This window comes from Deltaproteobacteria bacterium (assembly GCA_016183175.1).
In the GTDB taxonomy this organism is placed as follows: domain Bacteria; phylum UBA10199; class UBA10199; order UBA10199; family SBBF01; genus JACPFC01.
In genome coordinates, this window is record JACPFC010000024.1 from 1 (window position 1) to 20,454 (window position 20,454).

Below are 20,454 nucleotides of genomic sequence, written 5' to 3' on the forward strand. Positions count from 1 at the left end.
CATTCCCGTTCCCGATCCGAACGTAAAGAAGGAACGGATCATCTTAAAGGGGGACGTCCCCTCGCCGATCAATCCGCCGACCGGATGCGTCTTTCACACCCGGTGTCCGATTGCCGTCGACCGGTGCCGCGTGGAAATTCCCAAACTCCGCCCGATCGGCCCTCATCAAGAAGCCGCTTGTCATTTGGTTTAATCTATCTCTCCGCCGCCCATTTGTGCCCGGGCGTACATTTCAATAGGCTACAAATGAATTTACCAAAAAGAAACGGTCAAAAATTACGAAAAAAGTTGCTAGGACTCGTTGGAGTCAAGCGAATTAGTTAACGGCAACTCAAGATTTTGACCTTTCTTTGTCATTGCCTGATCTACCATATGAAGAAAACGGTTCCATCCATACCCATTAGCTAAAGCCACACGCTGAAACATAATTAAGGTGTGCAAATGATTTGCAAGCATCGGATCTCCAATATCATCCGTTAACCATTGATGGAGCTTATTAGGACGCTGTCCTTTTTCATCTTTCGGAGACTTTTGTTCAAGCTCCTTTAATACTCCAGGTGCTAACCTTTCATAGACCAAGTCACGAATATATTTACCAACAACAGAATATCGATTTTTTTTCATGCCTGGCCATTGCCATCCTTTAATTTTATAAATGTTTTCGAAGAATTCGTCGGGGAATTTCTTAACCCATACAGCCAATTGTTCGCGGATAAGAAGTTTTAGATATTCTTGAAGGGCATTTTGAGGTCTTACCGACTGGTATCCGGTTGCTTCATCAACAAGAGCAACAATACCCGTTTCAGCCAAGGCCCGTGTTAGAATTTCTGCCTTCTGAGCTTTTGCTAATTGTTGGGTCTGAAGGGCCCCTGCTTCACGGGCTCTAAGCCAAACATTGCAGATTGCTGGAAGAATCGATGCTTCATAGCCACGGACAAGCCTATCCCCATCTAAATAGTCTATAGGTTTAAGCGGTCCTTGCTTTAATTCCTCATCAATAAAGGGTAATAGCTGTCTTGGCGCAATAAAAAGGGGGGTAGGGGCCCCTTCTTCCTCCAAAGTTTTTTTAAGGCGCTTTGAGGCCCCGCTTCTAGATCCTAAAATAGCGAGAGTAATTCCATTTTCTGTAAGAACACGCTGAATTCCGTTAGGGCCCTCTACTATAGCGCACGGTATTTTAATTCCCGCCAAATCCAACTCGCTCCTAAAACTTTCCAACACACGAGGGTGATTTACATTTTCAGGTCTTGGCACTGCCCATCTCGCCTTTGCTGCAATCGTAGCTATTTCCGAACGTTTTTCCGGAGACAGATTTTTGGCCCTTGCTAGCCCGCCCTTAGCCTTAGCACTTCTTTTTGTCCCATTCTCCATTTTAAGCACCTCCAATTATTATGCTTTCTTTTTTACACATTTTCCATATTAAAGCAAGTATTATTTTAAAAAATGCTTGCATATCTGGGACCGAATGGAGGCGGGAATTTCGGATCGTGTTTAACCTTGGAAGAAATCGTGGGACTTTTAAAGGATTGAAACTGTACCACTATCAATTATGTTGGTAGAAAATTCCTGATATCAGTATTGGGAATAAGATGATCTAATGTGGCAAGCGTAAATACTTTTCCTTTCGTCGCGGTGAGCATATCCCGCATGTCTTGACGCCTGACGCCGAATCCTCTCCCATCGATGCAGGCAACCAATTGGAAGGATTCTCCATCTTTCCGATCACGTTCGTCTCTCATTGAGGCGAGTCTAAGAATTCGTGCTACCTTGTCACGTGCCGTACCATCATCACCTGTGATCTTTGCCTCGATAATTACGGAAGGAGAAAACTCTGTCGGCACGAAAAAGTCTGGTGCTTGAGCAAAGCCCTTTATTCGTTCGGCCCTTCCTGTCTTTCGAAATGTGATTTTTGCACGGGTCAGACGTTCTTCGATAGCGCTCTCCATAATGTCACCAACTAAGCCAGAAACAGAATCCCTGTGACTGGCAAATGGTCGCCCAAGATAACGTTCATACAGCAATATGGCATATGGAACATGTGTGGCAGAAACGTGTCGCAGTGAAATCAGCCCTTGCTCGGTATCAGCCTTTGCAAGCCGATGTACGGTATCTTCCACACCAACTGGTGCGCCGCGCGAAACATAATCAATTGCAACAGAAACAAGAGCTTCAGCTCGTTTATAGGTCACCGAAGCCGTCTTTATTTCGGCGAAATATTTGTGGTCGCGTCTCACTCTGGTGTCGAGGCTACGCGCACATCCCATATCAACATCACTATCCAAATCGCTCTGTGCCAAGTCGGCCCACTCAGGCGGTGACATGCCTAGAATGGTTCGGAGAACCAAGAAACTGAGGGCATCCTCTCTCAAAGCGGCCCAAATAGTCTTATTATTAAACCTATTAAAGGCGGAAGTATGTCTCTTCAGAATTTCATAAGCTTTTTGAAAATCACCATACTCAATAAAACCTTTTCCCTTCGGCAAGATTAAAAATTGTGATTCTAGGTCACTAAAGGTGACTTCAACCATCTCATCAAGGTGCTTACTAAGTTCTTTAGGGGGTAATTCAAACGGACGCTGCATAAAGTTCTTCGTCTTATGATCCAAGATTAAATGAGGAAGGTACTTTGGCCACCAATCTTTCTTGTTTCAAGGTGCTTTGAGAGTCTATCTAGAGTTCTCTCGGCTAATCGCATCCGTTCATCGAGAAGCAGACTTGTATCCCAAACGGGATAGAGTAAATTAATTGACAGTCTCGCTATGTGGCCTGCCACGAGACAGCGCTTATCTCCAAGCGAAATACGAAGGTTGGCCTTCTGCATTTCAGCAATATCACGATCGAGAGACCGCTCTATATCATTAACGGCTTCGATAGTAACATTTATCTGCTTTTGAACACCGGCAATGCGATGAACTTGGCGGCAAACGAACACAGAATCTAACACCGAAGAATTTGTTCCAGCAATATGCATGGAAGCGTTCATCTCTGCTGCCGCAGGCAAGGTGGCTGTACAGTCAAGACTAGCATCGAGTATTGCTACAACCAGCGGCAAATAAGCCCTAGCGTCATTGTGGTGATAGGTAAATACGAAGGGAGCATTTGGTTTGAGTGCTGCAGCATAGTGACTAAAAACTTTTGTGAGCCCTTCGGTAAAATGATGAAGACCTCGGCCGAGAGTTACATTTCCTGTTAATTCGTCCTGAGTCCTCGTTGTTTTTTTATCGAATTCGGGAAACTCTTTCTTGAGTCCAATGCGAAGCCACGTAAAACAGAAATCCATTAGTTCAGCGTACTGAACATTATCAAAATATGGTGGATCAGTGAATACGCCGTCCAGCGACTCTTGAGGAACAGGCATTTCCCAGGCGGGCACAGCGAGTAGCTTGGCTTGGCGCGAAGTGCCATTTGGAAAAGTGCTAACAAACTCAGCATTAATTTGTTCCCCTATAATCGGAACAATCGTTTTCGTGGCTCCATCTTGCTTAGTTTCAAACGGATGCTCACAATAATCCTTTGCTCGAATATACTTCTCAATAAAGTGTCGGAAAGCGCCCGATCCTATCTTCGGGATACCAAGTAAGTTATTCTCGCATTGAACTAATCCTATAGGAAAGCCATGTACGCTAAAGATATCCTGGCACTTCAGCGCATAGGTATCATAGCGACAAAGCATATTTTGATATCGAAGAATGTCGGAAAAAACTGTCAGAAGAGCTTGCCTGCATTCGACAGACTGTACCTTAATTATGCGCCTAAGCAAAAGCCCGAGACCAAGGAGCTGGCGCTCATTGAACATCTCACGATAAAATTTGTAGCCCCAGCGGTGAAGGCGATCTGTTTCATCACCCGCGGGAATGGCATCGTCAGGGATCGGCAGTCCCCGGGTTTTTTTTAACTTTAGCGATGCTCTTCCGATCTTCTCAAGATCCCACTTATCGGGACTCTTAAAGAAACGGCCAACATGGTTAGGCTTGCATTGTTGGCAGTGATATTCTATCGCCCAGATTCTATGCTGAAGTGGATTCTCTTGCCCCTTGCTAAGAGGAAGAAAAACTTCATTGCAGTTTTGGCATTCAGCCTTTTCCCGTCTACAATTCCCCTCGACATGCATCTTCTTATTACAAGATGCGCATTTTTGTGGAAATTCTCGGGTTGGAATTTTCTCATACTCATTCAGTTCACCGCAATATTTGCACACCAAAACATTTAAGGGATGACGTTTATTTTCCGCCAGTAGATAGCCAGGAAAGAGATCGTTTTTTGTTCCACAAGTTGGACACTCTGCTGTTTTTACCCACAAGAAATACTTTACATCAGCATCTGAGCGGCACTTCATACACTTGGTTACATAGAATTCGCCAATTTCGCTCTCGATATCTGCAAGTACAATTTCTGCCGTTTTTCGGAATTGGTCCAAGTCCAGTTTTGCAAGAGCTTGACGCACTATCCAAAAAGCCATCGGATTAACATCAGCACCAACAACGTGAAATCCAAGTCGATTAGCCTCAAAAATTGGGGTTCCTCCACCCATAAAAGGATCAGCGATCACGCCGCGAAAATCATGCGGTTTCCAAAAGTCCTGTTCAAGAGTGCCATGGTCGCCAAACTCCGAAATTAACAACGATCGAAATATCGTTCCAGGGCGTCTCGCGAACCATTTATGAATGCCAATAATCGGTCTGTAGTTCTGTTGAATTTGCTTCTCACGGAGAGCCAGGCGAGTAGCAAAAGAGACATCAAAATTTGTCTCAATACCACTATATTCATTAACTTGATTGGCGAGCTTCGCTGTTGCCATTATTTGCCCCAACCTACAAAGTTTTTAATCGAAAATCGACTTAAATATTCAGGAAATCGCCTCCCGGCGTAGTTGCTTCTTACGCCCTCGGAAGTAAAAAGGGTGTTCCAGGTGCAACTCGTCCATCCGTCGCATCAAAGTCAGGTTCTCTTCCAAAACAGCCGTTTCCGGTAATAAATCGATGATCACGACAACCGAGCAATCGGCATTGATGGGTTACAGACAAATGATGATTGGAGGTGATCATTTTCTTACGCTTAGTAGTCTGTACTCACAAACAAACCTGTTAAAGTCAAAGAATCTTGATATCCCCCTCAACTTCCTTGAATTCCTTGTCCCCCGTGATTAATTCCGCCTTCTTCATTTTTGCCAGCGCGGCGGCAAAACAATCCGCGTAAGACATTTTTTTTCCGCCTTGTAGGCGCCCGCTTGCTTGGCCAAAGTTTTGTCCACATCCACGACCTCTATGGGAAAACTGTCGAGCACTTTCATGACTTTCTCGGCTGTGACTTCTCCTTTTTCTTTTTTGGTGATGGTATAGACTTTTCCTCAGTTTCCTCCCTGATCCGATTTTGCTTCCGGGTTTCCAACAGGTTTTTTGTCACCCGTCCGCCGGTTTTCAAAAAACCCGCCATTTTTTCAAAATAGTCTTTCGTTAGAGGCCGAATAACCATACCCTCATTCCTTTCGACGAAACAAACCTACGTTTCCGGGCTCCACTCCCCGAAGTTTTCAAGGTAGGATTTGAAATACCCCTCTTTTTCCCTCTTTTCTTCCAGAAGTTTTTTGGCCTGGGCCACAAGCTCGTGTTCGCGATCGAGCGTCAGCTCCCCGGTCATCACCCGCGTCCTTAAAAAAACAAAATAGGTGTCCATCGCGTCGCAGAGGCAGTAGTCGTCAATCTGAAACCTTTCCCCCTTTTCACACATCTCCTGAACCATGTCCCCTTTCGTTTCCATCTTTCCCGGTTTGCCCAGAAGCTTGGCCAGCAGATCGAGCCCCCCCTTGTATCGGATGGCGGCGTGGTTGTTCATGAATTCCTGCAGGTCGATATGTTCTACGGAAAAGCGGTACCTTGGTCCATATTGGGCAAAATGCCGCTGATCGATGGTGACACCCATCTGAAAGGCCCAGAGTTCCAAAAGGCGGACGTCGTAACCCTTGCCGTTGTAGTCGACGAGGATCGGCTTTTGTTTGTTGTAGAGATCCCAAAAGGCGCGGACAATCGAGCCGGTGGATTTTTATCATCCTTCACCGCCACGGCGGCCAGAGAGACCGGCTGGTGAAAGGCGGCGTTGACAAATTGCTGGTTATCCTTGGCCAGCTCGGCCCTATGCCGCTCGCAGGCTTCATCGTCCGTGATCGGCTCGGCGGAATAGAGGACTTTTTTTAAGAGCGGCTTGTTGACGATCGACTCGATGTCATAAACCAGATATTTAAACGACTGCGTCATACAACTTCCGGAGGGGAGGCTCTGTTCCACTGGCGTCAGCTACTCAAGCCGATAACTCTTTGCAAGTTCCGCTTGGATTGTTTTGTGGCCAATGACAAGTTGCTTTGCCCTTTCACCTTCGTTGCCGCTGACTGCCAGATGTCACAGAGCCCCCCCTCCGGGTTTTCAGGTTGACTTCTTTTCTTCCGGCTGGCAGATCAGACCAAATCAGGAGGAGATATGCAAATCAAAACAATCGGAATTGTCGGGGCGGGGACCATGGGGCACGGGATTGCTTCGGTTGCGGCCCAGTCGGGCTTTGAGGTTTGGCTGGGAGATATCAGTGAAGAACTGGCCCGAAAAGGTTTGGGCAAAATCGAGGCCTCTTGGGGCAAACTGGTTGAAAAAGGGAAGATGGCCGCCGATGTCGTCGAAACAGCCAAAAGGAAAATCCATATCTGCAAATCGCTTGCTGATATAAAGGATTGCGATCTTGTCATCGAAGCGGTTACCGAAAGCGTCAAAATAAAACAGGACCTTTTTGCGGAACTGAACCGGGGGACAAAAAAGGACACAGTTCTGGCGACCAACACCTCCTCGGTGTCCATTACCCTCTTGGCCGCCGCCAGCCACCGCCCGGCAAAATTCGTCGGGATGCACTTTTTCAATCCGGTGCCGGTGATGAGGCTGGTGGAAATTATCCGCGGCCTGCAGACCTCCGACGAAACCTTCAAGACTGCATGGGATGTCGCCGTGGCGTTGGGCAAGACACCGGCCGGCATCAAGGATTCTCCGGGGTTTGCCGTCAATCGTCTTCTTCTGCCTCTTGTCAACGAAGCCTTCTATGTCCTTCAGGAAGGAATTGCCGATGCAAAGACCATCGATTCGGTGATGCAGTTGGGGGCCAACCATCCGATGGGGCCCTTAACGCTTGGCGATTTTGTCGGTCTCGACGTGACCCTTGCGGCGATGGAAGTGCTCCATCGCGATTTAGGGGAGGACAAATACCGCCCCTGTCCTCTGCTTCGCAAATATGTCGAATCGGGCTGGCTTGGCCGCAAGAGCGGCCGAGGCGTCTACGACTACACCGCGCAGAAGTAGCGGGCCTTCCACCTTGACTAAGCGTTTCATTTAATTATAATAAAATATAATTAAATGAAACTATCCGAATTCAGAAAAAAGATGGTCAAGCCCTGCTTTACGCTGGCGGAGGCCCACCGCGTCGGGTGGCGGACCTCGCTTGGTCAATTGACCCTCCAGCTCCACCAGTGGGGGAGGCGGGGCGAGATTTTAAGGCTTAAAAGGGGGCTTTATTGCTTTCCCGAAAAAATTTCGGACAAGGCTTTCGTGGCGGGGGCGCTCTATGCCCCCTGTTATATCAGCCTGGAATATGCCTTGAACCTCCACGGTCTTCTGCCGGATATCCCTTTCGCCGTCACCCTTGTCACCCCCCGCATTTCACGGGACTTCACTAATCCTTACGGCCGGTTTATCTATCACAAAATCCAGAAGGGGCTTTTTTGGGGGTTTGATCCTCAAACACTCTTGGGGGAGAGGGAAAAGGTCCTTCTGGATTATTTCTACCTCTACCGGCACCGGCTTGAGGCCGAGACGGCATTTTGGCGGGACCTGCGGTTTCAGAACACGAAAGAGCTGGATTTTAAAAAATTGAAACGATATGCGGCGTTTTTTCCCGAAAAGGTGAAATACCTGCTTCGATCTTTCTTGATCTTTTGTAAAAAATGGAAAGACTAGAAAAAATAGTTGAAGAACTCCGCTTGCGGACCCGTCCTCCCACCGAACAGGAGCTTTTGAATACGGTCCGGGAGTATCTGCAGGTCCTTATTCTTAAATTTGTCTTTCAGTCCCGCTTTGGGGCGGCTGTGTCCTTTATGGGGGGGACCGCCTTGAGGATCTGCCACGGGACCAAACGTTACTCGGAAGACCTCGACTTCAGCCTCGATGACAAAAAGGTCCCCTGGCGGTTTTCCACCCTGATGGATTTGATTCACAAAGAACTGCGCCTGACCGGTTTTGATGTCGATTCCACGGTGAGCGAAGACAAAATCGTTCAGAAGGGGTTTTTTCGTTTTGCCGGCCTGGGTGGGGCCCTGGGTTTGAGGGGATTCGAAAAAGACCAGAAACTTCACATCAAAATCGAGGTTGACGTCCGGCCCCCTTTATTAAAAAAAGACGAGCGGGAGAGTTTTTTTGTCAACAGCTTTCAGGAGATCTTTCCAATCTTAAAGCACACCCTTCCCACGCTCTTTGCCGGAAAGGTGCTGGCCATTCTCCACCGTCCTTACGCCCGGGGACGGGACTACTACGACCTCATCTGGTATTTGAGCCGGAAAACGGAGCTGAATCTCGCCTACTTAAACCGCAGCGGAAAGGGAAAAAAGTTCAAAGACAGGGGGACGGCGATGAAGGCCGTGGCCGAATGCACAGCCAAGGCCAAACCGGCGGTCATTTTGAAGGACGTCGGCCGGTTTCTGGAAGACCCCGCCGAGGCGCAATGGCTTTCGCGGTTTGACGAGGTGTTCCGCCAGCTCGTCGGCACCGGTGAAACCCGCAATGTCGATTAAAGAACCAGCGCTTGTCATCGAGCCGGCTCTTCTGGTAGGCAATGGTGAATGACCGGCCGGCCAAAGAAAATCCTCATCGTCGACGACGACCCGCAGGTGCACAAGATGCTCGCAACTGTCCTGGCCCCAAGGCATTACACCCTCGACTCGGCCGAGGATGGTCCCCGGGCGTGGGAGAAAATCCAAAGCGACCGGCCCGACCTGATTATCCTCGATATCATGATGCCCGAGATGAGCGGCATCGAGCTTTGCGAAAAGATCCGCGCCGACGCCTCGCTCAAAGACACCTTGATTCTCATGCTCTCGGCCAAAGACACACAGAACGACCGGCTGAAAGGCCTGCAATACGGGGCGGACGATTATGTGACGAAACCCTTCCATGTCGCAACACTTGTCCACAAAATCGAGCATATGTTGAAATAAAAAACCCGGAGCTCTTTCGAACCCCGGGCTTTTTTGGAATTTGGTCCGCCTGAGGCGGATGCCCTACATCATATCTCCCATCCCGCCGCCCATGCCGCCATGGCCCCCCATGCCCGGCATTGACGCCTTCTTCTCCTCCGGCTTTTCGGCCACAATCGCCTCGGTGGTGATCATGAGCGAGGCCACGGAGGCCGCGTTTTGAAGGGCCGTGCGGGCGACCTTGGTCGGGTCGATGACTCCCGCCTTCAGGAGGTCTTCATACTTCTCCGTTTGAGCATTGAAGCCCCAGGCCCCCTGGTTCTTTTTAACCTCTTCGACAACGATGGCCCCTTCCACGCCGGCGTTGACCGCAATCTGCCGGATCGGCTCTTCCAGCGACCGGCGGACGATATCGATGCCGAATTTTTCGTCCGCGTCTCCCGGCTTCACCTTTTCCAGCGCGGAGATGCTTCGAATAAAGGCCACGCCCCCTCCCGGAACGATCCCCTCTTCCACCGCCGCACGGGTGGCATGGAGGGCGTCCTCGACGCGGGCCTTCTTTTCCTTCATCTCGGTTTCGGTGGCCGCCCCGACATTAATGACGGCAACGCCGCCGACCAGCTTGGCCAAGCGCTCCTGGAGTTTCTCTTTATCGTAGTCTGATGTGGTCTCTTCAATTTGAGCGCGGATCTGTTTCACCCGTCCCTCGAGGTCGGCCTTCTTTCCGGCGCCATCCACAATCGTTGTGTTCTCTTTGTCGATGGTCACCCTCTTGGCCCGCCCCAGATCCTTCAGTTCAACCCCTTCGAGCTTGATCCCCAGCTCTTCGGCGATCATCTTGCCGCCGGTCAGGATGCCGATATCCTCGAGCATCGCCTTGCGGCGGTCGCCGAATCCGGGGGCCTTCACCGCGCAGACCTGCAGGGTGCCGCGCAGTTTGTTGACCACCAGCGTGGCCAGAGCCTCCCCCTCCACCTCTTCGGCGATAATAAGGAGCGGCTTGCCCAGCTTGGCGATCTGCTCCAGAACGGGGAGCAACTCTTTCATATTGGAGATTTTCTTTTCGTTGATGAGGATGAGCGGCTCTTCCAGAACGCACTCCATCCGTTCAGCATCGGTCACAAAGTAGGGCGAAAGATAGCCGCGGTCAAACTGCATCCCTTCGACCACTTCAAGGGTGGTATCCATCCCCTTGGCCTCCTCCACCGTAATGACCCCTTCCTTGCCGACCTTGTCCATCGCCTCGGCAATAATGTTGCCGATGGTCTCGTCGTTGTTGGCCGAGATGGTGCCGACCTGGGCGATTTCTTTCCGGTCTTTGGTGGGCTTGGTGAGTTTTTTGAGTTCATCGACGATGGCGCCGACCGCCTTGTCGATGCCCCGCTTGATCCCCATCGGGTTGGCCCCGGCGGTGACCAGCTTGGAGCCCTCCCGGTAGATGGCCTGGGCCAGAACCGTGGCGGTGGTGGTGCCGTCGCCGGCGTTGTCGGAGGTTTTTGAAGCCACCTCCTTCACCATCTGTGCCCCCATGTTTTCGAACTTGTCTTCCAGGTCGATCTCCTTGGCCACCGTGACGCCGTCCTTGGTGACGGTGGGGGAGCCGAACGATTTTTCGAGGACGACATTGCGCCCCTTGGGGCCAAGGGTCACCTTGACCGCATTGGCCAGAACATTCACGCCGGTTAAAATTTTCTGGCGCGCCTGTTCGTCAAAAAGAATGATTTTTGCCATGATGATTTTCCTCCTTAATGTTGGATATCCGTAGGGGCGTACAGCCGTACGCCCTTACACTATTCTACTATCGCCTGCACGTCGTCTTCGCGCAGGATGAGATATTCTTCCCCCTCAACTTTGACCTCGTTGCCCGAGTATTTGGAGAAGAGGATTTTGTCCCCCACCTTGACATCGAGCGGGACCTTTTTGCCGTCTTCGAGGATTTTGCCGTTTCCGACGGCGATCACTTGCCCTTCCTGCGGCTTTTCTTTCGCCGTATCGGGGATGATGATCCCCCCTTTGGTTTTTTCCTCTTCCGAGAGCCGCTTGACCAGAAGCCGGTCGTGAAGAGGACGAAGTTTAAGTTTTTTGCCTGCCATGGTTATTCCTCCAATGATATTAACCCCTCCTTGATCCTCCCCCCTTAATTCAAGGGGAGGGTTAAGGGTGGGGTCATTATTTGATGAGCGGGGAGGAATATAGGTTTCCTGGGGCTGTTGTCAAGCCCCCCCTCCAAGGTTCAACTTGATTCCTCCAACTATTGGGCTATAAGGGCAGTTATATGCCGTCACAGGACGTGCGCTGGAAACAGCGGTTTTCAAATTTCAGCAAAGCCCTGGAGCAGTTTGAACAGGCGGTAAAGACGAACACTCTGGATCGTCTTGCCCAGGAGGGATTGATTCAGCGGTTTGAATATACCTTTGAGTTGGCCTGGAAATGCCTTCAGGACATCCTCCAGGAGCGCGGTTATGAGGCTATCCGGGGGCCCAAGCCGGTTTTGGAGCAGTCCTTTCAGGATGGATTGATCGACGACGGCGTGTTGTGGATGGAAATGTTGAGGGCGCGCAACGAGGCGTCCCATTTGTATGATGAAAAAGTCTTCACGACCGTCTACGGCAAAGCCAAAAACGAGTTTGCGCAGGCCCTTGGAAACCTCAAGAAAACACTCGAACGGCTATGAGCAAAGTTCCAGGCATTGACGCAACCCACCTGCAGAAAATCTGCGCCATTTTCAAAAATTATCCAAGCGTGCGGGGGGCGATACTGTTCGGCCCGCGGGCCAAGGGGACGCAACGCGACGGTTCCGACATCGACATCGCGCTCAAGGGCGATCGAATAACGCACAACGATTTAACCCGCATCGAAATGGATTACGACAGGCTTTATCTTCCCTGGAAGCTCGATCTGGTTATCTACGATGCAATCGACAATCAGGCCCTGCGCGAGCATGTGGACCGTGTCGGAATGGAGGTTTTTCCCTCCCTCAAACCCCGCCGGTCGTAAAAAAACCGCAAAAACAGGTTTGTTCTACCACAATCCCAAAAAGGCATCCTTTAGGGTGTTGTAGGTCTGGACGATATTGTTGTTGGTCGTGCCGCTCACAAAATCAAAATCAGTAGAGACCAGGGGGGCGCCGGAAGAGTTGGTCACATGGAACCATATTTTGGTGGGAAAATTGCCGACGCCGTCGGTTTCATCGACCTTGAGCGCAAGCAGAACGGGGGTGGAACCGAGGTTGATCGTCACTGTTTCGGTCCCCTCGTTGCCGCCGATGGCATCCTGGTAGTAAATTGTCCCCGTGTCCGGCGAATAGAGCGTTTTGACAAAATAGTCGGTAGAATAATCGGAGGTCCGGTCGTCTTTCACCTTGACGGTGACGGCGCCGGAGAGCCTCTCTTTCGTCGTCCACTTCTGATACCACCCCTCAAGCCCCTGCTGATTTCCCGGAAAAAAACTCATGAGATTAAAAGACGGATTGTCGGAGGCATACTGCTGGAATATCCCCCCCTGTGTTCCCAACTGATAAAAGGGGAGGGGAAAATTCCAGACGACGATCCCGTCGGCAACCAGGGCATTGGCGCGGATTTGCGCGTCGAGAACCGGATTGCTGATGGCGGTCCCCCACATCATGCCGTAGTTGACCGTAATCAGATCCCGGTCGCCAAGGGCCGACTTGGTTTTGGCGACAAGGTCGGCGTAAGGGACGGCGGAATAAAAGCCGCCGGCCGCCGGGAACGGGGCGAGGATTCCGTCGATATCCGAGGTGATCACATAATTGGCGGTCGATTTGGCAAAAACCTTTCCCGCATTGGTCACCGACACGTTGTCGAGGTTGGTGTAAGAGGCGGTGGATTCTTTTTTGGAATAGACCGGGTTCCATGAGGTGAAGGCCACGCCGTCCACCGTGAGTAAGACATCCCAGATATAATACATCTTGTGATGGTAGATATTGGAGTCGCTGGTGGAGGAGACTTTGAAGGCAATCGTGTTGGCGCCCGCCTGCAGGTAAGAGGCGATATTGGCGTTATATGTCTCGACATGCTGGTCCCCCCGCATCGACTGGTCATAAACCGTCTGGCTGTTGATGATAAGGCTCTTGCGGAGCATATCCACATAGTCGATGTCCTCGGTGTTGGTGTCTGCGGCATGAAATTTCAGGATGGCTGTCGCAGGCAGAGAGGAGAGGGTGAAGATGTATTTAACCGTGGCATATTCATCCGAATACAACCGGACTCCGTAGGGGGTCCCCAGGGCGTGCGCCGGGACGATATGCCACGGCAGGTGTGGATAATAAACAGTCGGCCAGAACTTGAAATTCGGGTTGGCGCTGTGGGCGGCATTGGTGATCGCCCGAATCTGTGCGCGGCTGTAGCAACCGTCGCCCGACCAGGTGGAATAGTCCTCATCCTCCACGGTGCAGGGGTAGCCGCTGAAGTCGTCGATGGTAAAACCGACAAGATTGGGATAGTCGACGGACAATCCCCCCAATTCCGCCGCCGCGGCCACTTGCGCCGCCGCCCACTGCGCGGTTGTGCTGTTCCCCGAAACACCCCACCGGTTTGCGGTGGTTCCGGTCAGATGCTTTTCCCTCAAGGTGGCAAAGATTTTCAGGTCGGTCCCGCGCGCCTCTTCCAGAAGGTCGATCAACTGCGGCCAGTAATAGCCGGAATCGTCGTCGCCGGTGACGCCATCGGTCGCCTCAAAGCCGAAAAGGTTCTGTCCGGTCGCAAGCAAGGCAGAGACCATGGTGGGAGGGTCTTCAAACCCCAAGGTGTTGCCGGTCTGTTTGAGGCTGGTCGCGTACGAACCGAAGAAACGCCCCAGAGAGCAGGCGCCCGTATCATAGATCCCCCGGCTTAAGAGATAGCTGATGCAGGTATTCAGCGTGCCGGTTGTCCCCGAGATTTCGCCGTCCATCCGGTTGAAGGCGGCCGTCATGCTGTCGATTCCAATCTCTGCCTGACGGGTCCAGTAGTCCCCCCAGAGGTTCAACTTGGTCCCGTCAAACTGGCCGCCGGAATTCTGGAAGGCCGACCAGCCGTCCCCCTGATAGACCGCCGTGTGCATTCCCTCCGCACAGACCCGGATATTTCCGGCGGAAACGCCCGTGCAGTTTTCGGCGATCCGGAACATCCCCTTGACGACGTTTTCATCCGGTGTTGTCCCCGCGCCAAAGACCCCCGAATAATTCCCCGAAAAACCGGCCATGAATCCGAGAAAGGCGGAAGGTTTGTCCGCCATGTCCCGACAGGTCCCTTCCTCCCGGCAGTTTTTCAACAGATTGAAGTGGAGCCGCAGACCCTCGGGGCTCCCGTAGGCGGTGGAAAACTCCTCTTCATCCTCGGCCACAAGCATGGGGCCCACGACTGCCTTTGCCTCGTAAGTTCCGCTCTCGATACCCGAACAGACCTCAAAGGTTGTCGTGTCGCCGGCTGTCTCGGAATCGGCGTAAAGGGCGTCAATCTGTTCCGCAAGAGTGCCGGATACGGCCCCAAAGGCCCGCGAGGCGGCGTCGTATTTTTCCAAAAATTCGGGAACGTCGATCGCGTCATCGACATCGGCGGCCGATTCAACCATATTCTCCCAGCCATCCCCCGCGCTCCCGTCGAGCACATGATGAATAAGGGCCGGCCAATCCTCCTCTCCCGCATCCTCCGGCTTCCCCCCGTCAGCCATGAAGCCCTCCACCACATTTTTGATGACCGCGTTGTCGTCGGAGAGGCCCCCATCCTCCTCCTCTGCGGCGGAAAAGATGGCCTTGTTCATGGCAAAGAGGCACCCCATGTCCCGGCTGATGACCTCACCGGAATAGTCCTCCCCCCAACCGCTCCAGTCATCCACCCATCGGCGGAGCCCGCAGAAAGATCCGCCTCGGTGAGGCTGGTCTCGGCAAAATTATGAATCCCGTTTTCGCAACTGACGACGATCCGGGCCGTGGCGTCATCGCTTGTATCCGATACGGCAACGGTCGTCGCAAAATCGCCGGTCTCGCCGGTGGTCACCCCTCCGAGGTAAGCCCCGCCCAGATCGTAGACACTGCAGGCAACATTGGGGGAGGCGGTGGCCCGCTTGACCGCAAACCCGCGGGGGATGAGCCCCTTCATCCCTTTTGACAACGCCTCCAACTCTGCATCAACGGTCGGCTGGGTGATCTTTCCGGTCAGTGTGAGAAAAACCTCTCCCTCTTCGGGGAGGCTCCCTCCCGCGCCCCCTTCCTCCGCCTCGTCCCCACTCCCCGGAATGCGCGCGGAGCCGCAGGAGATGAGAGTAAGTACAAAAAAAATGAAAAGGGAGATCTTTACCGGCAACAATTCGGTCTTGGTGGATGTCTTGAGGTTCCATCGGCTGTCTGAGCGAACCTTAGTAAACATCGCCAACCGGAGCAATCTAAGCCACAACGAATAAATCAAAGTGGCGATTAAAAAAACCGCGATCCGCCACGAAGTATTGGCGGACGAAAGCAGACGCCGAGACCGAATTGTTGCCGATCGATTGTTCAGCGAACAACCGCCAAAGCCGCCGGGGCCAAGATGTCCCCCCTCTTCATCCGATCCGCCGCCGCTCCCGCCGGCCTCCTCGTCGATGAGACTGCCGAGGGTGATGAGATAGGAATCGCCTGAAGTCCCCGCGTTGGTGTAGATGTCGACAACGCCGTCGCCGTCCGCGTCATCCAGAATCAGCCACTCCCCGATCGCGTCGCCGGAAAGACCGTTGATTGCGATGCCATAGTCGATGTCGTAGGCGTTTGCGTCCCAGCTCGATCGCCCCGGCACAACGACAATCTTTCCCTTCCCTCCAACCGCCGTTGAAAAACCGAGGACGATGTCGTCATAGCCGTCGCCGGTGACATCCCCCACCGCGGCGCTGTCGTTGGGGCCAAGGCTTGAATCCGCCGTGGTCAACCGGTTTGCGGAAGAAAGGGAGGTCACGCTGTCCCCCACCGCCGAGCTCCCGAAGATCACATCGACGCCAAACTCCCCGGAGGCGGACAAGACCAGATCCTCGCTCCCGCTCCCGTCCAGATCGCCTCCGTCGGCGCTGGCCACCTCCCCCTCCGCGGTCACCACAAAATCGGCCTCAACGGCAGAGAGATCGTACACGGTGGGGAGATCGCTCCCTCCCAAAATGCCGTTCCAGACAGAGGCCGAAGGGCTGACACTGGCCAAAAGCCGGTCACCTTTGGAGGAGGTGAGAGCCGCGCCGCCCCCTGTTGAGAGGCCGATCAACAGATCATCCCCGTCGGCGCCGTTGACGTCGGTGGTGAACAGGACCGATGTCTTCAATTCCTCGGAGGCGGAACCCAGCACCATGTTACGGGTTTCCAGATTGTCGCCGCTCAACACATACAGCGTTCCGTAGCTGGTCCCGGGGGCCAGAGCGAGAATTTCGGAAGAGCCGTCCCCATCCACGTCGGCTGTCTTGACCACATAGCCAAACAAATTTCCGTCTTGGTTGCCGTAGGAGGCAATGACCCCCCCCTTTTCGGCGAATTTTGGATTGTTGAGATCGATGACGGTCCCTTCATCCAAAACCGCCGGGTCGATCATGACCACCACACCGGCATTGTTGCGCCATCCGGGGTCTGCCGCCACAATCGCGTTTTCGAGGGTCACAACCCCCACCGGCATGGAGCCGCTGGAGTAGAGAACCGAGCCGCCTCCGAGGTCGATCGCCGTGGCCTCCCGCCCCTTGTAGTCAACCCCCTCTTCGCGGGTGATCACCATCCCCCCGCTTGCCGCCGCGACCCTTCCGTTCACCAGAGCGGCATCATTCGCGGTGAAATTTCTTCGGGCGAGCCGGACCCTCACGCTGTCGGTGGCCGTGGCGGTCCCGTCACTGACCGATAAAACAAATTCCAGATCCCCGCTCCCGTCCGGCGCCGGAGCGGTGAAGGCCGCCTTCGCCTGGTCGGTGTTTGTGAGCGAAACGGTTTGGCCGGTACTCTGGCTCCACAGGTAGGTCAGAGAATCCCCGTCTTCGTCGGTGGCGACGCCAAGCAGGACCGACGGCGCCCCCTCGACGGCGCTGAAATCGGTTCCCGCAAAGACGGACGGCGGGTGATTGGTTGCGGAGGATAGATCCACCGTGAGTCTCACCGTGGCGGTACTGCTGTCGGCACTCCCGTCGTTTGCCTTAAAGGTAAATGAGTCGGAGCCGCCGTAACCGGTTGTCGGCGTGTAGGTCACTGTCCCGGAAGAGGCGTTCAAGGCCGAGAGCGCCCCGTGCGACGGGTTCGACACAATAGCAAAAGTTAGCGAACTGCTCTCCACATCCACGGCCGAAAGGGTGATGACGGTGGAGGATTCCGTCACCGTCACCGACTGGGCACTGGCTGTCGGGGGGTCGTTGACGGCTGAAATTGTCAAATTCACCAGGGCCGCCCCGCTGTGGGTCGTGCCGTCATACACCCAAAAACTGAAGGCGTCAGTCCCGTTATAGTTGGCCGTCGGGGTGTAGGTGACGGCGCCCGTGCCGGCATTGAGGCCGCTTAATGTTCCGTGCGATGGGTTGGAAACGATGGCATAGGTCAGGGAGCCGCCGTCGGGATCGCTTCCCGCCAGGGTAATACTCTTTGCCGTGTCTTCGTTTAAAGAAACCGTCTGCGCGGCGGCCGTGGGGCTGTCGGCCACGGCGGTCACGTTGACCGTAACCGTGGCGGTGTTGGAGGTATTCAGGCCGTCGCTCCCCCGGAAGGTAAAATTGCCGATGCCGTTTCCATTGGCGTTGGCGACAGGGACATAGATGACCCTTCGGCTTGAGTCGGTCACGTTTGTCGGAGCTGAGGTAATCGCCGTGCCCAGAGTCGCCCCGTCGGCGGTCTGATAGAGGGCGCCGCTTGCGGGGAGTGTGACGATGGTCGTGGTCAGCGTGTCGCCGTCGGCATCAGTCAGGCCGAGCGTAATCGTGACGCTGGTGTCCTCGTCCGGCGTGACGGTCTGGCTTGAGGCCACCGGCGTGGTGTTTGCCAACGTGAACGACGCCGAAAACTGGGAGGTCCCGTTGGTGGCATCGGTGGCGGTGGCGACAAAGATCCGTCCGTCCTCGTTGTAGGGGGCTGTCAGCGTAAACGTCCAGTCGCCGGACCCATTGGCTGTCGCCTCTCCCAGCCAGGTTTTTCCCTCCTGACTGTTGGAGTCGGCCTCAAAGATTTGAACCGTGGCGGAGGCCGTGGAAGTGCCGACCAGGGTGATGTCACTGCCGCTTGTCCCCTGATCGGTAATAGAGGGAGCCGCCTGGTCGTTGTTGGCGCCGTCGCCGTTCAACTTGATGCCGATGTCCTGATTGTTGAAAAAGGAGTTGCGCAGGATGTCGTTACCGTCGGAGCCGGCGACGGCGACGCGGACGCCGTACTCGCCGGAGGCATCGCCGTTATAGGCGATGGTGTTCGCCTCGGCCGCGATATCGCCGCCGATTGTGTTGCTGGAACCGCCGCTGTTGGTGAAAGTGATCCCGTGTCCGGCATTCCCCACATCAGTGGTCCCGTCGGCCCCCACGCCGACATAGTTTCCCGCGATGGTGTTGGAGGAGCCGTTGGTGATTTCGATCCCGGTGGTGTTACCCGAGATCACGTTCCGCTCGGCTGTGTCGTTGGTGCCGTCGCCGTTTGTCCCGATGCGGTTGGAGCTTCCGGCCGTGGAGCCGTCCCACTTCCCCAGTACAATGCCCTGCGTATTGGCGACGGCGGTGTTGCCGTTGACATCCACCCCGATGTAATTGCCGGCCACGACCACGCCCGTGGCGCCGTTTTCGATGCCGATGCCGATGCCGTTGCCGGAAATGATGTTGCGCTCCGCGGAGTCGGCGGTGCCATCGGCGTTGGTGCCGATGCGCGAGTTGTTGTTGGCCGAGGCGATCACCGCGATCCCCGCCGTGTCGTTGGCCACGGCGGACGTGCCGGCCGCGTTTAGCCCGATCAAGTTCCCCGCAACGACCGCGTTGGTCCCGCCGGTGTCGACATAGACGCCGGTGGAATTGCCTGAAATGACGTTGGCCTCGGCTGAATCGGCGGTGCCGTCCCCGTTGGTCCCGATTCTCCAGCCGTCCGCCTGGATCTGGATTCCCCGGTTGTTGCCGAGATCGGTAGAGCCGTCGCTTCCGATCCCGATGTAGTTGCCGGCCACGATGACCCCCGTCCCCGACCCGATGACCCCCCGGTTGGGGGAGGTGCTGTGCCCCCCGATGACATTCCGCTCGTTGGTGTCGCTTGTGCCGTCGCCGTTGGTGCCAATCCGATTAGAGTTGCCGGACATGGAAATCCCCGCTTGGCCGTTCTTCACGGCCCCGGTCCCGGCGGCATTCACGCCGATCAAGTTGCCGGCAATAATATTGCTGTTGGAGACGAGGTTGAACCCGTTGGTGTCGTTGCCCGAGACGACATTCCCCTCCACGGCATCCGAGGTCCCGTCGCCGTCGGTGCCGATGAAATTGCTGTTGGCGCCGCTATTGGTGACAATCCCGTTGCCGCTGTTCCCCAAATCGGTGGTGCCGTCCTTGTCGGTGCCGATGAAATTGCCGGCGATGGTATTGGAGCCGCAGTTGGTGTCCATGTTGATCCCCGCCGCATTGTTGCCGGAGAGAAGGTTCCGCTCGGCGTTGTCATTGGATCCGTCGCCGTCGGTCCCGATAATATTGGCCGTTGAGGAGGAGGTGATCCAGACACCGTGGCTGGTATTGCCGGAGTCCGTCTCACCGGTCACGTCCGTCCCAACGAAGTTCCCCTGGATTTTGTTCCCCGTGGCCGAGGAACCGGTGATGACGATCCCCTTGGCGGCAAATCCGTTGATGGCAAGCCCCTTGATCACGCAGTTGGCGACATTGCTGATCGTCAGGCCGCTCACGGAACCGGCGCTCGCCCCGTTGATGACGATCTTCAGGGTCGTGTTGAGGGCGTTGGGAAAGGCGGCGGAGTTCACCGCGGCGCTGTTCTGGGTATAGCCGTTGATGGTCATGCTTGCGGCGGTGATGGAAGGGAGGGCGCTGGTGGGGCTTATCGTGCAGACGCCGCCGGCGCCGGTGCAACCGCCATCGGTGCCGCCGTCGATGTTGAATTCGACCGTGTTGCCGGAGGCCCCGTTGGCGGCGGTGATCGCCTCACGGAGTGAACAGTCCGAGTCGCAGGTGCCGTCGTTGGTGTCGGCGGTTTTGGTGACGGTGTAGGTGGCGGCAAGGGCGGATGAAGTGACACAAAGAACCGCCAAAACCGAAAAGACAAACAACAAGCGATAAAAAAACAGGATCATTCC

At 54.2% G+C, this 20,454-nt stretch carries 16 protein-coding genes; 7 read left to right on the top strand and 9 right to left on the bottom strand.

The window, feature by feature from the left end:
- Nucleotides 1-193: peptide ABC transporter substrate-binding protein (locus HYU99_02750; protein ID MBI2339274.1), on the top strand; the 193-nt coding region annotated here is incomplete at its 5' end.
- A 98-nt stretch (nt 194-291) separates the two neighbouring features.
- On the opposite strand, the gene HYU99_02755 is transcribed toward HYU99_02750, so the two are convergent.
- The 5 genes from HYU99_02755 to HYU99_02775 all read right to left on the bottom strand — a co-directional run bounded on the left by HYU99_02755 (nt 292) and on the right by HYU99_02775 (nt 6,024).
- A complete protein-coding gene (locus HYU99_02755) occupies nt 292-1,371 on the bottom strand; it encodes a P63C domain-containing protein (protein ID MBI2339275.1) in 1,080 nt (359 codons plus the stop codon).
- 176 nt (nt 1,372-1,547) lie between these two features.
- On the bottom strand, nt 1,548-2,582 hold the full coding sequence (locus tag HYU99_02760; GenBank protein MBI2339276.1) for a hypothetical protein: 1,035 nt from the start codon (nt 2,580-2,582) through the stop codon (nt 1,548-1,550).
- 26 nt (nt 2,583-2,608) lie between these two features.
- Entirely contained in the window at nt 2,609-4,798 is a 2,190-nt protein-coding gene (locus HYU99_02765; protein ID MBI2339277.1) for a DNA methylase, read from the bottom strand.
- Nucleotides 4,799-5,090: 292 nt separating this feature from the next.
- Nucleotides 5,091-5,201, bottom strand: a complete 111-nt coding sequence (locus HYU99_02770; protein MBI2339278.1) for a PIN domain-containing protein — start codon at nt 5,199-5,201, stop codon at nt 5,091-5,093.
- A 298-nt stretch (nt 5,202-5,499) separates the two neighbouring features.
- Nucleotides 5,500-6,024, bottom strand: coding sequence for a hypothetical protein (locus tag HYU99_02775; GenBank protein MBI2339279.1), 525 nt, complete (start codon nt 6,022-6,024; stop codon nt 5,500-5,502).
- 446 nt (nt 6,025-6,470) lie between these two features.
- Here HYU99_02775 and HYU99_02780 point away from each other — a divergent pair, with 446 nt between their 5' ends.
- The 4 genes from HYU99_02780 to HYU99_02795 are packed head-to-tail and all read left to right on the top strand — an operon-like array spanning nt 6,471 to nt 9,238.
- A complete protein-coding gene (locus HYU99_02780) occupies nt 6,471-7,331 on the top strand; it encodes a 3-hydroxybutyryl-CoA dehydrogenase (GenBank protein ID MBI2339280.1) in 861 nt (286 codons plus the stop codon).
- A gap of 54 nt (nt 7,332-7,385) precedes the next feature.
- The gene (locus tag HYU99_02785; protein ID MBI2339281.1) at nt 7,386-7,985 is read left to right on the top strand and encodes a hypothetical protein; all 600 of its coding nucleotides are present in this window, start codon (nt 7,386-7,388) and stop codon (nt 7,983-7,985) included.
- The gene (locus HYU99_02790; GenBank protein MBI2339282.1) at nt 7,973-8,815 is read left to right on the top strand and encodes a nucleotidyl transferase AbiEii/AbiGii toxin family protein; all 843 of its coding nucleotides are present in this window, start codon (nt 7,973-7,975) and stop codon (nt 8,813-8,815) included. The genes HYU99_02785 and HYU99_02790 overlap by 13 nt, the downstream gene beginning before the upstream one ends.
- A gap of 48 nt (nt 8,816-8,863) precedes the next feature.
- A complete protein-coding gene (locus tag HYU99_02795; protein ID MBI2339283.1) occupies nt 8,864-9,238 on the top strand; it encodes a response regulator in 375 nt (124 codons plus the stop codon).
- Nucleotides 9,239-9,301: 63 nt separating this feature from the next.
- Here the strand turns inward: HYU99_02795 and groL are convergent, their stop codons facing one another.
- On the bottom strand, nt 9,302-10,948 hold the full coding sequence (gene groL / locus HYU99_02800; protein ID MBI2339284.1) for a chaperonin GroEL: 1,647 nt from the start codon (nt 10,946-10,948) through the stop codon (nt 9,302-9,304).
- A 59-nt stretch (nt 10,949-11,007) separates the two neighbouring features.
- Nucleotides 11,008-11,310: a co-chaperone GroES gene (groES, locus tag HYU99_02805; protein ID MBI2339285.1), complete on the bottom strand. Its 303-nt coding sequence runs from the start codon at nt 11,308-11,310 to the stop codon at nt 11,008-11,010.
- Between the two features lie 182 nt (nt 11,311-11,492).
- On the opposite strand from groES, the gene HYU99_02810 reads away from it, so the two are divergent.
- The gene (locus HYU99_02810; GenBank protein ID MBI2339286.1) at nt 11,493-11,891 is read left to right on the top strand and encodes a nucleotidyltransferase substrate binding protein; all 399 of its coding nucleotides are present in this window, start codon (nt 11,493-11,495) and stop codon (nt 11,889-11,891) included.
- Nucleotides 11,888-12,214: a nucleotidyltransferase domain-containing protein gene (locus HYU99_02815; protein MBI2339287.1), complete on the top strand. Its 327-nt coding sequence runs from the start codon at nt 11,888-11,890 to the stop codon at nt 12,212-12,214. The genes HYU99_02810 and HYU99_02815 overlap by 4 nt, the downstream gene beginning before the upstream one ends.
- 24 nt (nt 12,215-12,238) lie before the next feature.
- Here the strand turns inward: HYU99_02815 and HYU99_02820 are convergent, their stop codons facing one another.
- Both HYU99_02820 and HYU99_02825 read right to left on the bottom strand, forming a co-directional pair.
- A complete protein-coding gene (locus HYU99_02820) occupies nt 12,239-15,052 on the bottom strand; it encodes a hypothetical protein (GenBank protein ID MBI2339288.1) in 2,814 nt (937 codons plus the stop codon).
- The gene (locus HYU99_02825) at nt 14,974-20,451 is read right to left on the bottom strand and encodes a tandem-95 repeat protein (protein ID MBI2339289.1); all 5,478 of its coding nucleotides are present in this window, start codon (nt 20,449-20,451) and stop codon (nt 14,974-14,976) included. Before HYU99_02825 ends, HYU99_02820 begins: the two co-directional genes overlap by 79 nt.
- Between the last annotated feature and the right edge of the window lie 3 nt (nt 20,452-20,454).

Coding starts and splice junctions, on each gene's coding strand:
- HYU99_02755 (MBI2339275.1), bottom strand. CDS start 1,371: ATGGAGAATGGGACAAAAAGAAGTGCTAAGGCTAAGGGCGGGCTAGCA.
- HYU99_02760 (MBI2339276.1), bottom strand. CDS start 2,582: ATGCAGCGTCCGTTTGAATTACCCCCTAAAGAACTTAGTAAGCACCTT.
- HYU99_02765 (MBI2339277.1), bottom strand. CDS start 4,798: ATGGCAACAGCGAAGCTCGCCAATCAAGTTAATGAATATAGTGGTATT.
- HYU99_02770 (MBI2339278.1), bottom strand. CDS start 5,201: ATGTCTTACGCGGATTGTTTTGCCGCCGCGCTGGCAAAAATGAAGAAG.
- HYU99_02780 (MBI2339280.1), top strand. CDS start 6,471: ATGCAAATCAAAACAATCGGAATTGTCGGGGCGGGGACCATGGGGCAC.
- HYU99_02785 (MBI2339281.1), top strand. CDS start 7,386: ATGAAACTATCCGAATTCAGAAAAAAGATGGTCAAGCCCTGCTTTACG.
- HYU99_02790 (MBI2339282.1), top strand. CDS start 7,973: ATGGAAAGACTAGAAAAAATAGTTGAAGAACTCCGCTTGCGGACCCGT.
- HYU99_02795 (MBI2339283.1), top strand. CDS start 8,864: ATGACCGGCCGGCCAAAGAAAATCCTCATCGTCGACGACGACCCGCAG.
- groL (MBI2339284.1), bottom strand. CDS start 10,948: ATGGCAAAAATCATTCTTTTTGACGAACAGGCGCGCCAGAAAATTTTA.
- groES (MBI2339285.1), bottom strand. CDS start 11,310: ATGGCAGGCAAAAAACTTAAACTTCGTCCTCTTCACGACCGGCTTCTG.
- HYU99_02810 (MBI2339286.1), top strand. CDS start 11,493: ATGCCGTCACAGGACGTGCGCTGGAAACAGCGGTTTTCAAATTTCAGC.
- HYU99_02815 (MBI2339287.1), top strand. CDS start 11,888: ATGAGCAAAGTTCCAGGCATTGACGCAACCCACCTGCAGAAAATCTGC.
- HYU99_02825 (MBI2339289.1), bottom strand. CDS start 20,451: ATGATCCTGTTTTTTTATCGCTTGTTGTTTGTCTTTTCGGTTTTGGCG.